This window comes from Streptomyces sp. FH025 (assembly GCF_017427025.1).
Lineage (GTDB): Bacteria > Actinomycetota > Actinomycetes > Streptomycetales > Streptomycetaceae > Kitasatospora.
In genome coordinates this window covers 1-12,343 of record NZ_JAFLNG010000168.1, presented here as the reverse complement: position 1 = coordinate 12,343, position 12,343 = coordinate 1, and the positions used below count along the sequence as shown (strand labels likewise).

The 12,343-nt window shown below is 72.7% G+C and carries 14 protein-coding genes and 1 riboswitch; of the genes, 11 read left to right on the top strand and 3 right to left on the bottom strand.

Features of this window, described 5'->3' with window-relative positions; all coding sequences use genetic code 11:
• Positions 1-106: 106 nt before the first annotated feature.
• Together J0670_RS14685 and J0670_RS14680 are read right to left on the bottom strand one after the other, a co-directional pair.
• Positions 107-547 (bottom strand): HIT family protein, encoded by a 441-nt coding sequence (locus J0670_RS14685; RefSeq protein WP_207812000.1) that lies wholly within the window; start codon positions 545-547, stop codon positions 107-109.
• A gap of 103 nt (positions 548-650) precedes the next feature.
• A complete protein-coding gene (locus J0670_RS14680) occupies positions 651-1,346 on the bottom strand; it encodes an MSMEG_1061 family FMN-dependent PPOX-type flavoprotein (protein ID WP_207811999.1) in 696 nt (231 codons plus the stop codon).
• A 169-nt stretch (positions 1,347-1,515) separates the two neighbouring features.
• Here J0670_RS14680 and J0670_RS14675 point away from each other — a divergent pair, with 169 nt between their 5' ends.
• The 11 genes from J0670_RS14675 (at position 1,516) to J0670_RS14625 (ending at position 11,134) form a co-directional block, all read left to right on the top strand.
• A complete protein-coding gene (locus tag J0670_RS14675) occupies positions 1,516-1,830 on the top strand; it encodes an antibiotic biosynthesis monooxygenase (protein WP_207811998.1) in 315 nt (104 codons plus the stop codon).
• 144 nt (positions 1,831-1,974) lie between these two features.
• Positions 1,975-2,102: riboswitch (FMN riboswitch) on the top strand.
• 220 nt (positions 2,103-2,322) lie between these two features.
• Positions 2,323-3,003 (top strand): riboflavin synthase, encoded by a 681-nt coding sequence (locus tag J0670_RS14670; protein WP_207811997.1) that lies wholly within the window; start codon positions 2,323-2,325, stop codon positions 3,001-3,003.
• Positions 3,000-3,647 carry a nicotinamide mononucleotide transporter family protein gene (locus tag J0670_RS14665; protein ID WP_307806526.1) on the top strand — a complete coding sequence of 216 codons (648 nt, stop codon included), beginning with the start codon at positions 3,000-3,002 and terminating at the stop codon, positions 3,645-3,647. The genes J0670_RS14670 and J0670_RS14665 overlap by 4 nt, the downstream gene beginning before the upstream one ends.
• On the top strand, positions 3,644-4,921 hold the full coding sequence (locus J0670_RS14660) for a bifunctional 3,4-dihydroxy-2-butanone-4-phosphate synthase/GTP cyclohydrolase II (RefSeq protein WP_207811996.1): 1,278 nt from the start codon (positions 3,644-3,646) through the stop codon (positions 4,919-4,921). The genes J0670_RS14665 and J0670_RS14660 overlap by 4 nt, the downstream gene beginning before the upstream one ends.
• 53 nt (positions 4,922-4,974) lie before the next feature.
• Entirely contained in the window at positions 4,975-5,448 is a 474-nt protein-coding gene (gene ribH / locus J0670_RS14655; protein WP_207811995.1) for a 6,7-dimethyl-8-ribityllumazine synthase, read from the top strand.
• 101 nt (positions 5,449-5,549) lie between these two features.
• Entirely contained in the window at positions 5,550-5,822 is a 273-nt protein-coding gene (locus J0670_RS14650; RefSeq protein WP_097238956.1) for a phosphoribosyl-ATP diphosphatase, read from the top strand.
• Positions 5,823-5,957: 135 nt separating this feature from the next.
• Complete coding sequence (gene hisG / locus J0670_RS14645; RefSeq protein ID WP_207811994.1) at positions 5,958-6,806, top strand: ATP phosphoribosyltransferase; 849 nt, start codon at positions 5,958-5,960, stop codon at positions 6,804-6,806.
• A 148-nt stretch (positions 6,807-6,954) separates the two neighbouring features.
• Entirely contained in the window at positions 6,955-7,395 is a 441-nt protein-coding gene (locus tag J0670_RS14640; RefSeq protein ID WP_207811993.1) for a PH domain-containing protein, read from the top strand.
• 232 nt (positions 7,396-7,627) lie between these two features.
• Complete coding sequence (locus J0670_RS14635; protein ID WP_207811992.1) at positions 7,628-8,971, top strand: hemolysin family protein; 1,344 nt, start codon at positions 7,628-7,630, stop codon at positions 8,969-8,971.
• Positions 8,968-10,014 carry a hemolysin family protein gene (locus J0670_RS14630; protein WP_207811991.1) on the top strand — a complete coding sequence of 349 codons (1,047 nt, stop codon included), beginning with the start codon at positions 8,968-8,970 and terminating at the stop codon, positions 10,012-10,014. Before J0670_RS14635 ends, J0670_RS14630 begins: the two co-directional genes overlap by 4 nt.
• A 133-nt stretch (positions 10,015-10,147) precedes the next feature.
• Positions 10,148-11,134: an NAD-dependent epimerase/dehydratase family protein gene (locus J0670_RS14625; protein WP_207811990.1), complete on the top strand. Its 987-nt coding sequence runs from the start codon at positions 10,148-10,150 to the stop codon at positions 11,132-11,134.
• A 21-nt stretch (positions 11,135-11,155) separates the two neighbouring features.
• Here J0670_RS14625 and J0670_RS14620 read toward each other — a convergent pair.
• On the bottom strand, positions 11,156-12,343 hold a 1,188-nt coding region (locus J0670_RS14620; RefSeq protein ID WP_243437017.1), incomplete at its 5' end, for an AAA family ATPase.

The following is a 12,343-nucleotide window of genomic DNA, read 5'->3' as shown; positions in this document are numbered from 1 at the left end:
CGGTGATGGCCGCCCTGCGAACCGGCGCCCCTGCGAACCGGCGCCCCTACGAACCGGCGCCCTGCGAACCGCCGCCCTGCGAACCGCCGCCCTGCGAACCGGCGCCCTACGAACCGCCGGAGCCGGCCGAGCCGTCGACGTCGAGCGCCGCCCGCAGCCGCGCCGCGACCTCCGCCGCCCGCGCCTCGTCCGGGTACCTCCCGCGCGGCCAGAAGAACCCGCGCAGCCCGTCCTTCGGATTGCGCGGCACCACGTGGACGTGCAGGTGCGGCACCGACTGGCTGATCCGGTTGTTGGCCGCCACGAAACTGCCCGCCGCGCCCAGCCCCCGCTCGACGGCCGCCGAGGTGGGGCCGTTCTTCCTGCGCGTGCAGCGGGTGGCGGCGGCCGGGAGGTCCGCCAGGGTCCGGTGGTGGGCGCGCGGCACGACGAGGACATGGCCGGGGAACAGCGGCCGGTGGTCCAGGAAGGCGACCGCCGCCTCGTCCTCCAGCACCCGGTGCGCGGGTACCTCGCCCGCCACCACCGCACAGAACAGGCAGTCCATCCGCCCATTCAAGCCACCGGCGGTGGCCCCGGCGGCCGCCCGGCCCCGAGCCAGCCCGACGTCACCCGCCCGGCCCCGGACTCACCCCCGTGCGCGCGCCCGGCTACTCGTACCGGTACAGCAGCGCCTCCCGCTCCGTCTGCTCGATCAGCTCGATGGTCAGCGCGTCGTCCCGCAGGTGCGACAGCGTGACCTCCGCCGAGCTCGGCTGCGCGTCCGCGGCGAGCCAGTTCTCCGGCTTCCACGCCGAAGCGCGCAGGAAGGCCTTCGGGCAGTGCCCGTACACCTCCTCCACGGCCACCACGATCGCGCTGCGCGGCGGCTTGCCGACGGCCGTCAGCTGGCGCAGCAGCTCGGGGTCGGTGGAGACGCAGGCCCGCCCGTTGACCCGGAGCGTGGTGTCGCGGCCCGGTACGACGAACAGCAGTCCGACCCGGCCGGTCTCCACGATGTTGTGCAGGGTGTCCAAGCGCTTGTTGCCGGTGGCGTCCGGAATGGCCAGGGTGTACTCGTCGAGCACCGAGACCAGCCCGGCCGGCCCTCCGCGCGGCGAGACGTCGCAGCGCCCGGCGGCGTCGGAGCTGGCGACGAACACCAGCGGGGAGCAGGCGATCAGGCGTTGGGCGACCTCGTGCAGGCGGTCCACCTGCTTGCGGCGCGCGTGCTCGCTCGGCTGCTCGTAGATCTCGCTCAGCTGGGCCGGATCGGTGAGCGCTCCCGCGCCGAGGGCGGCGAACAGGCGGTTCGGCCTGGCCGGAGCGGTGGTTGACGGAACGGCAGCTTCCGGTGTGGTGGTCATATCGGGAATCTAGTCGAGGGCCGCCTCGCCGCCCCAGGCCCCGGGCCCCGTGACCCGCCCTCCCCGGGGTCTCCCAGCTCTCCGCGAAAGAGTCGCCGCACCCCTCCCCACCAGCGGTTTTCCGCTGATAATGGGGCCAGGGACCCCCAGGCAGCCGGAGGTGGTGGCCGTGATCGTCAGAATCTGGGCCGGACAGGTCTCGGCCGATCGCATCGAGGAGTTCTGCGCACACCTGGCCAACCAGGTGATCCCGCAACTGGGGCAGACGGACGGCTGCTTCGGCGGCGAACTGTTGCGCTCGGTGACCGAGGGTGGGCACCGGGTGCTCGTGGTGAGCCGCTGGCGGGACGAGGAGGCCCTGCGCGGGTACGCCGGGCCGATGTGGCGGATCCGACCGGTCTGGTCGGAGGGCGAGCTGCACTACCTCGCGCACCCCCCGGAGGTCACCCACTTCATGCCGGTCGCCGCACCCGCTCCGCTCTGAGGCCCGCCACACCCCGAAACCCGCCGACCCCTGCCCCGCACCGCGCCGCGCATTCCCCGCAGGGCCGTGAAACAGGCCACAGCCGAGGGCTCTCCCTGGCCGTGCTCCGCCCGTGGCACAATGACGTCAACAGCAGTGACGTTCAGCGCACTCCGGGGTCGGTGAAAATCCGAACCGGCGGTTACAGTCCGCGACCCGTCCGCAGCCAGCGGCCGGTTGACCAGGTGAAATTCCTGGACCGACGGTTAAAGTCCGGATGGGAGGCGTGCGCGGGCGGACGAAGAGCAGTACCCGTGGTCCATCGACAACCGGACCGGACCACGGTCAGGTGAACGGCGGGAGCACTGTCTCCCGAGCCGGGCGAGCGATCTCCCGGCGGCCCCGGCAGGCACCCCGGCGACGGGTCGTGCCGACGGGTCCGCGCACCGTTGCCCGTCCGTGTCATCTCCCATGCCGCCCCGGAGTCCGCGCCCCAAGCGCGAGGAGACCCGGGTGTTCACCGGCATCATCGAAGAGCTCGGCGAGGTCGTGTCGATCGAGGAGATCGGCGACTCCTCGCGTATCCGCCTGCACGGCCCGGTGGTCTGTACGGGTGCGCGGCACGGAGACTCCATCGCGGTCAACGGCGTCTGCCTGACCGTCGTCGACAGCCCCGACCAACTGGCCGCCGGTACCGGCGAGTTCAGCGCCGACGTGATGGCCGAGACGCTGCACCGTTCCAGCCTGGGCGAGTTGAAGCCCGGCTCCCGGGTCAACCTGGAGCGCGCCATGGCGCTCGGTGAGCGGCTCGGCGGCCACCTCGTCCAGGGCCATGTCGACGCCACCGGGCGGCTGTTGAGCCGTGAGCCCGGCGAGCGCGACGCGGACGGCAACCTGCGCTGGGAGGTGCTGCGGTTCTCGCTGCCGGAGTCCATCTCCCGCTACCTGGTGGAGAAGGGCTCGATCACCGTCGACGGCGTCAGCCTCACCGTGGTGGAGGCCGCCCGCGACAGCTTCACCGTCAGCCTCATCCCGGCCACCCTCGCGCTGACCACGCTCGGCGCCAAGGCCGTCGGCGAGAGCGTCAACCTGGAGGTGGACGTGCTCGCCAAGTACGTGGAGCGGCTGCTGGATTCGCGCACCCTGCCCGGCCTGCCGGGCGACACGACCACGACCTCGGGGGAGACCAAGTGAGCTGGCTCAGCGGAGAGGCGTTCACCGTCCTCGGTGAACACGTGAAGTGGGCCGACATGATCGGCAACCTGCTCGGGTTCGGCGGCCTCGCGCTCGGCTGGCGCCGCTCGGTCTGGAGCTGGCCGGTCCAACTCCTGTCCGGCGTCGTGCTGATCACCGCCTACCTCGGCGGCCACGTCCCCGGCCTGATCGGCAAGCAGCTGATCGTGATCGTCACCGCGGCCTGGGGCTGGGCGCAGTGGCGGCGCGGGCGCCGGGACTCCGGGACGATCGCCGTACGGTTCGCCAGCTGGCCCGAGCGGGCCGCCCTGGTGGCCGGAACCGCGGCCGGCACGGTCGGTCTGGCGCTGCTCTTCACCGCCTACCCCAGCCTGTCGTGGAGCCCCTGGTCGGACGCCTACATCTTCGTCGGCACGCTGGCCGCGATGGTCGCCCAGGCGCGCGGCTGGCTGGAGTTCTGGTTCGCCTGGATCGCCGTCGACGCGGTCGGCGTCCCGTTCGCCTTCAACAGCGGCTACACCTTCTCCGGCCTCACCTACTCCGTCTACTTCGTCCTGGTGCTGCTCGGCCTGCGGTCCTGGTGGCTGAGCACCCGTGAGCCGCGCGCCACGTCCACCAACGTCCCGCAGGGAGCCACGGTATGACCGAGAACCAGCCCACCGACACCGACACCGACGCCGGCCTCGAACTCGTCCTGGACCCCGTCGAGCGGGCGATCGCCGACATCGCCGTCGGCCGCGCCGTGATCGTGGTCGACGACGAGGACCGCGAGAACGAGGGCGACCTCGTCTTCGCCGCCTCCGCCGCCACCCCCGAGCTGATGGCCTTCACCATCCGCTACAGCTCCGGCGTGGTCTGCGCCCCGATGACCGGCGAGGAGCTGGACCGTCTCAAGCTCCCGCCGATGACCCAGGTCAACGAGGACCGCAAGGGCACCGCGTACACCGTCTCGGTGGACGCCCGCGAGGGGATCGACACCGGCATCTCCGCCGCCGACCGCGCCCGGACCGTACGGCTGCTCTCCTCGCCCGGCACCGAGCCCGGCGACCTCACCCGGCCCGGCCACGTCTTCCCGCTGCGCGCCGTCGAGGGCGGTGTGCTGGTCCGCCCCGGGCACACCGAGGCGGCCGTCGACCTCGCCCGGCTCGCCGGGCTGCCGCCGGCCGGGGCGATCGCCGAGGTGGTCAACGACGACGGCACCATGGCCCGGCTGCCCGAGCTGGTCGCCTTCGCCCGCGAGCACGGTCTGGCGATCATCTCGATCGAGGACCTGATCGCCTACCGCCGCCGCACCGAGCTGCACGTCGACCGGGCCGCGACCACCGCCCTGCCCACCGCGTACGGCGAGTTCACCGCCGTCGGCTACCAGGGCACCATCGACGGCGTCGAGCACCTCGCCCTGGTGGCGGGCGGCCTCGACGCGGAGGGACGGCTGCCGGACGGCGAGGACGTCCTGGTGCGGGTCCACTCGGAGTGCCTGACCGGCGACGTCTTCGGCTCGCTGCGCTGCGACTGCGGCCCGCAGCTGGAGGCCTCGCTGAAGCGGGTGGCCGAGGCCGGCCGCGGCGTGGTGCTGTACCTGCGCGGCCACGAGGGCCGGGGGATCGGCCTGGCCCACAAGCTGCGCGCGTACGCGCTCCAGGAGCAGGGCCGCGACACCGTCGAGGCGAACCTGGACCTCGGACTGCCCGCCGACGCCCGCGACTACAGCATCGCCGCGCAGATGCTGGTGGACCTCGGTGTCCGCTCGCTCAGCCTGCTCACCAACAACCCGCAGAAGCTCACCGCGCTCACCGAGCACGGGCTCAAGGTCAAGGGGCGCGAGGCGGTCGAGATCGCGCCCGGCGAGCACAACCTGCGCTACCTGCGGACCAAGCGCGACCGGATGGGCCACGACCTGCCCGGCCTCGGCTCCTGAACGCCGCCCACCGAACACCAGAGAACCGAACACCAGAGAACGGAAACCGGAACATGAGCGGCCACGGAGCCCCCATGCTGACCATCGACGGCACCGCCGACCTCAAGGTCGCCGTCGTCGCCGCCCAGTGGCACGACCAGGTGATGAACGGCCTGCTGGACGGCGCCCACCGCGCGCTCAAGGAGCTGGGCGTCGCCGAGCCGACCGTGCTGCGCGTCCCCGGCACCTTCGAACTGCCGGTCGCCGCCAAGCGCCTCGCCGAGCGCGGCTACGACGCGGTGATCGCCCTCGGCGTGGTGATCCGCGGCGGCACGCCGCACTTCGACTACGTCTGCCAGGCGGCCACGGCCGGCCTCACCCAGGTCAGCGTCGACACCGGCGTCCCGGTCGGCTTCGGCGTGCTGACCTGCGACAACGAGGAGCAGGCGATCGACCGCGCGGGCCTGCCGGGCTCCGCCGAGGACAAGGGCCACGAGGCCGTGACCGCCGCCGTCGCCACCGCGGTGACCCTGCGCGACGTCCGCTGAGGGCCCGCGCCCGGTCCCGGGCCGTGGACGTCCAGCCGACCGTCCACGGTCCGGGACCGTTTACCGTCCGTCCCTCCGCACGCCGTATGGTGAGTCCCATCATGGCTTCGAAGACATTCGAGGAGCTCTTCGCCGAGCTCCAGCAGAAGGCCGCCACCGGCGACCCCTCGTCCTCCCGCACCGCGCAGCTCGTCCAGCAGGGCGTCCATGCGATCGGCAAGAAGGTCGTCGAGGAGGCCGCCGAGGTCTGGATGGCCGCAGAGTTCCAGTCGGACGAGCAGACGGCGGAGGAGATCTCGCAGCTCCTCTACCACCTTCAGGTGATGATGATCGCCCGTGGGCTGACGCTCGACGACGTCTACAAGTACCTCTGAGCAAGCACCTCTGAGCAAGTACGACTGAGCAAGTACGACTGAGCAAGCACCGCAGAGCAAGCCCCGCTGAGCAAGCAACACCGTTCGAAGAACACCCCCACCTCCACCTCCCAACAGGTAAGGAAGCGACCTCCCATGCTGCGCATCGCCGTCCCCAACAAGGGTTCTCTCTCGGGTCCCGCGGCGGAGATGCTCCATGAGGCCGGCTACCGCCAGCGGAAGGACCCCAAGGAGCTGGTGCTGGTCGACCCGAACAACGAGGTCGAGTTCTTCTTCCTCCGCCCGCGCGACATCGCCGTCTACGTCGGCTCCGGTCGCCTGGACGTCGGCATCACCGGCCGCGACCTGCTGCTGGACTCGCACTCCAACGCGGAGGAGGTGCTCGCCCTCGGCTTCGCCGGGTCGACCTTCCGCTTCGCCCGCCCCGAGGGCGTGGAGGTGGAGGACGTGAAGGGCCTGGAGGGCCTGCGGATCGCCACCTCCTACACCGGCCTCGTCGAGCAGCACCTCGCCGACCACGGCGTGAAGGCGACGGTCACCAAGCTGGACGGCGCGGTCGAGACCGCGGTGCAGCTGGGCGTCGCCGACGTGATCGCCGACGTGGTGGAGACCGGCACCAGCCTGCGCAACGCGGGCCTGGAGGTCTTCGGCGAGCCGATCCTGATCTCGGACGCCGTGGTGATCCGCCCCAAGGGCGCGGCCGAGGACGCCCGGGTGGAGCAGTTCCTGCGCCGCCTCCAGGGCGTGCTGGTGGCCCGCCGCTATGTGCTGATGGACTACGACATCCGCGCCGAGAAGGTCGGCGCCGCCGTCGCGCTCACTCCCGGCCTGGAGTCGCCGACCGTCTCCCCGCTGCACACCGAGGGCTGGGTGGCCGTCCGCTCGATGGTGCTCCGCAAGGAGGCCCAGCAGATCATGGACGACCTGTGGGGCATCGGCGCCCGGGCCATCCTGGTCACCAACATCCACGCCTGCCGCCTCTGACCGCACGGCGCCGACCGGTCCGCGCCGCCCTGCGCGCGAGCCGGTGAGTAAAGAACGGTTCAATGGGGCGGGGACACCGACCGGTGTCCCCGCCCCTCGCCGTGAAGCGCCGACAGAAGCGCCACCACCAGAACCACCGGAGCCCCACGTGTCCACGCCGCCCGTCGAGTACCCCGTCACCTGGGCGCCCCGCCGTACCCGGGCCGTGCTGCTGCCGGTCTGCGCCCTGCTGGTGGTGCTGTTCGCCGTGCTGGCCGTGCTGCTCCCGGAGAACTGGCAGCTCAACGACCGGATCATGATGACCGCCAGCGGCGTCCTGTTCGCCTGCGTCGGCCTGATGCTGGCCCGCCCCCGGGTGCGCGCCGACGCCGAGGGCGTGACGGTGGTCAACTTCGTCCGCAGCCGCCGGCTCGCCTGGGCCGAGATCGTCCGGGTCAACTTCCGCCAGGGCGACCCGTGGGCCACCCTGGACCTCGCCGACGGCACCTCGCTCGCCACGGTCGGCATCCAGTCCGGCGTCGGCAGGGCCCAGGCGATCGCGGACGCCCGCGCGCTGCGAGACCTCGTCGAGCACCACGCCCAGGCCTGAGAGCACGGGGCCACATCCGACGGCGAACGGGCCCCGACCTGCGGTTCCCGGGCCCGGCGGGTCCGAACAGGCTTCCTACCACCGCACCGGTATGGTCTACGCTGGTAAAAGCGGGGCAAAACTTCTGCCCTGCCCGAAAACGACCTGAGGAGTGACACTCCCCCTCGATGGACGATCCGTCCGGTAGTACCTGCGCCGCCTCACTTCCGACCACCGGAAGGCAGGCGGCACTGTGATCACCGCCTGGCTGCTGCTGTTCGCGGCCATCCTCCTGATCCTGGCCAACGGACTCTTCGTGGCCGCCGAGTTCGCCTTCGTGACCGCCGACCGCGGGGCGGTGGAACGTTCCGCCGCGTCCGGTGACGCCAAGTCCGGCCGGGTCGCCAAGGCACTGCGGCACCTCTCCTTCGAACTCTCCGGCGCGCAGCTGGGCATCACCGTCACTTCGCTGGTGGTCGGCATGCTCGCCGAGCCGGCCCTGTCGACCCTGCTGCAGCCCGTCATGTCGGGGATCGGCGTGCCCGACTCGGTCGGCCGCAGCGCCGCCGTGGTGGTCGGCATGGTGCTCGCCACCGTCGTCCAGATGGTGATCGGCGAGCTGGTCCCGAAGAACTGGGCGATCTCCCGCCCGCTCCAGGTGGCCCGCGCGGTCGCCGCCCCGCACATGGCCTTCTCCTTCGTCTGCCGTCCGCTGATCAGCTTCCTCAACGGCGTCGCCGACAGGACGGTCCGGGCCTTCGGCATCGAGCCGCAGGAGGAGATGGAGCACGCCCGGACCCCGGCCGAACTGGTCGCGCTGGCCCGCCACTCGGCCAAGGCCGGGGCGATAGACGAGGAGTCGGCGACCCTGTTCGTCCGCACCCTGGGCCTCGGCGACCTCACCGCCGAGTCCGTCATGACCCCGCGGGTCGACGTCGCCGCCCTCCAGCGCGACGCCACCGCCTCGGACGTGCTCAACCTGACCCGGGCCACCGGCCTGTCCCGCTTCCCGGTCTACACCGACAGCCTGGACGAGGTCACCGGCATCGTGACGCTCAAGGACGCCCTCGCCGTCCCGGCCGCCCGGCGCGGCCTGGTGCGGGTCGGTGAACTGGCCTCGCCGCCGCTGCTGGTGCCCGAGACCCTGGCCGCCGAGCGGCTGCTCGACCAGCTGCGCCGCCTCCAGCCGATGGCCATCGTGGTCGACGAGTACGGCGGCACCGCCGGCGTCGTCACCGTCGAGGACATCGTCGAGGAGATCGTCGGCGAGGTGCAGGACGAGCACGACCCCGAGGACCACCCCGAGCTGCTCCCGCTGCCCGCCGTCAACGGCCTGCCCGCCTGGGAGGCCGACGGCCGCGCCCGGCTCGACCAGCTGGAGACCATCGGCCTGAACGCCCCGGACGGCCCGTACGAGACCCTCGCCGGTCTGGTCGCCGACCTGCTCGGCAAGCTCCCCGAGGTGGGCGAGCAGGCCGAACTGCCCGGCTGGCGGTTCACCGTGACCGGCGTCGACCGGCACCGCACCAGCGAGGTCCGGGTGGAGCGCACCTCCGCCCCCGCCGCGTTCGGCGATGACGAGGAGGGCGTCCGATGACCGCGCTGCAACTGCTCCTCGCCCTGGTGCTGCTGCTCGGCAACGCCTTCTTCGTCGGCGCGGAGTTCGCCGTCGTCTCGGTGCGCCGCAGCCAGATCGAGCCCCTCGCCGAGGCCGGACACAAGCGCGCCCGTGTCGTGCTGCACGCGCTGTCCAACGTCTCCGCGATGCTGGCCGCCGCCCAACTCGGCATCACCGTCTGCTCGCTGGGCCTCGGTGCGCTCGCCGAGCCGACCATCGCCTCGCTGCTGGAGGGCCCGTTCCACGCGATCGGCGTCCCGTCCGCCCTGATGCACCCGCTCTCGTACGGGATCTCGCTCGCCGTCGTGGTGTTCCTGCACATGGTGATGGGCGAGATGGTGCCGAAGAACATGGCCATGGCCGGCCCGGAGAAGGCCGCGCTCTGGCTCGGCCCGCCGCTGGACCGGCTGGCCCGCTGGCTCGCCCCGGTGATCCGGGCGCTCAACGCCCTCGCCAACGGCGTGCTGCGGATGTTCCGGGTCGAGCCCAAGGACGAGGTCGAGTCGGTGTTCACCACCGAGCAGCTGATGTACCTGCTGGTCGACTCCAGGGACGCCGGCCTGCTCGACGTGGACCGTCAGGAGCGCCTGGAGGACGCCCTGGAGATGGGCCACCGCCCGGTCACCGACGTCCTGTTGCGGCCCGAGCAGCTGGTCACCGTCGGCCCGAAGTCGACCGCCGCCGAGGTCGAGGAGCTCGCCCTGCGCACCGGCTTCTCGCGCTTCCCGGTCACCGACGGCGACCCGGCGGGCCACGGCTACCTCGGCTACGTGCACCTCAAGGACATCCTCGACGTGGAGGACCCATCGGCGCCCGTCCCGGCCCGCCTGTGGCGGCCGATCACGGTGCTGCGCGGCGGCCTCCCGCTGGACGACGCCCTCGGTGCGATGCGCCGGGCCACCTGCCACCTGGCCGCCGTGCTCGACCAGGACGGCCGCACGCTCGGCGTGGTCATGCTGGAGGACGTGCTGGAGGAGCTGGTCGGCGAGATGCACGACCCCGACCACCGCACCACGGCCTGAAGCCCGTTCTGAGCCCGTTCTGAGCCAGTCCTGAGGCGTCGGCTGTTTCGCCCACGGCGTGTCCGCTGACGGCGATTCCGCCCTGAGCGTTCAACGGTTCCATGCCGGCCACCCCCGGGGAAGGGTGGCCGGCATGAGACTGCTCGTGCTGGGTGGAACGAAGTTCGTCGGACGGCTCCTCGCCGAGGAGGCGCTGGCCAGGGGATGGGAGGTGACGGCCCTCAACCGCGGCACGCAGCCCGCGCCCGAGGGCGTACGGGTGCTGGTGGGCGACCGGACGGCCGAGGGCGGCCTGGCGGCGCTCGCCACGGGGGAGTGGGACGCGGTGGTGGACACCTGGTCCTGGGCCCCGGCGGCGGTGCGCGACAGCGCCCGGCTGTTGAACGGCCGGGTCGGCCACTACGCGTACGTCTCCAGCAGATCGGTGTACGACCACCCGGTGCACGCCGGGGCGGACGAGACGGCGCCGGTCGTCCCCTCCTCCCCGGACCTGACCGGCGAGGTGCCCTATGCCGAGGCCAAGCGCGGCGCCGAGCTCGCCCTGGAGGCGGAGTTCGGCGGAGGCGCGCTGCTGGCCCGCGCCGGGCTGGTCCTCGGCCCGTACGAGGACATCGGCCGGCTGCCCTGGTGGCTGAACCGGATCGCCTGCGGCGGCCCGGTGCTCGCCCCCGGCCCGCGCGACCTCCCGTTGCAGTACATCGACGGCCGCGACCTCGCGGCCTGGACCCTGGACGCGGTGGCGGCCCGGCTGGGCGGCCCGTACAACGTGGTCAGCCCGGCCGGCCACACCACCATGGGGGAGCTGCTGGCGGCCTGCGTCCGGGCCACCGGCGCGGACGCGGAGCTGCGCTGGACGGACGCCGAGCGGATCCTGGCGGCCGGCGTCCAGCCGTGGACCGAGCTGCCGGTCTGGCTGCCGCCCGGCGAGCTGTACGACTTCCTGCACGGCGCGTCGGTGGCCCGGGCCGTCGACGCCGGGCTGCGCTGCCGCCCGGTCGCCGAGACCGTCGGGGACACCTGGGCCTGGCTGCGCTCGATCGGCGGCGACGCCCCGCAGCGCGCCGACCGGCCGAACGTCGGACTCGACGCGGAGCGCGAGGCGGCACTGCTGCGGGGCTGAGCCCGGAAGGGGAGCCGGTCGTCAGCCCCGGCCGTCGATCAGCTCCCCGTACGCCTGCACCAGGTCCGGCAGCCGCAGCGTCGCCAGGTCGTCCCGGCCCGGCGGCTCGCGCAGCATCGACAGCCGCAGGTCCCGGTAGGCGCAGGACTTCTCGTACAGGGTGCGGATGAACCGGCCGTTGCCCAGTTCGTCGATCCAGCCCTCGCGCACCACGTGGGTGCAGATGCTGGCCAGCTCCTCGGCCGCGTCCTCGTCCCAGCCGTCGCCGTCCCGGCCGGCCAGCGCCGCGCCGATCGCGGTCAGCTCGCCGGGGCGGTAGCTGGGGAAGTCGACCCGGGTGGTGAAGCGGGAGTTGAGACCGGGGTTGGTGGCGAGCAGCCGGTTCATCCCCTCGGGATAGCCGGCCAGGATCACCACCAGCCGGTCGCGATTGTCCTCGGCGCGCTTGAGCAGCACCTGGAGCGCCTCGTCGCCGTACGCGTCGCCCTTGGTGTAGCCGGAGTTGGAGAGGCTGTACGCCTCGTCGATGAACAGCACGCCGTCCAGCGCGGAGTCGATCAGGTCGTTCGCCTTGACCGCCGTCTGGCCGAGGAACTCGCCGACCAGGTCCGCCCGTTGGGCCTCCACCAGGTGGTCGCCGGAGAGCAGTCCGAGGGCGTGGAAGACCCGCCCGAGGATTCGCGCCACGGTGGTCTTGCCGGTGCCGGAGGGGCCGGAGAAGACGAAGTGCCGCTTCGGCGGCTGGACCGGCAGGCCCTGCTCGGCCCGCAGTCGGGACATCCTCAACTGGGCCGAGAGGGCCCGGACCTGCCGCTTGACCGGCTCCAGGCCGACCATCAGCGAGAGTTCGGCCAGTGCCGCGTCCAACTCCCGTTCGTCACCGCTCGGTTGCGGCACGGGCGCGACGGCGGTCCGCGGCTGCGCCTCGCCCCGGACGGGCGGCGGCGCCGGTGCGGCGGGCGCGGCCGGGGCTCCCGAGCCGGACCGCTCGCCGGCCGCCCGCGGCGTGAGGCCCGCCGCCGGCCCGACCGTCGGGCCGTCCAGCGCCGAACCGTCCAGCGCCGGACCGTCCACCGCGCCGTCCACCGTCGGGCCGTCCAGCGCCGGACCGTTCGCGGCGCCGCCACTCGCCGAGCCGCCGTCCTCAGTACCGCCGTCCTCAGTACCGCCGTCCAGCACCGCCCCGGCCTCGAACTCGTCACCGTAGCC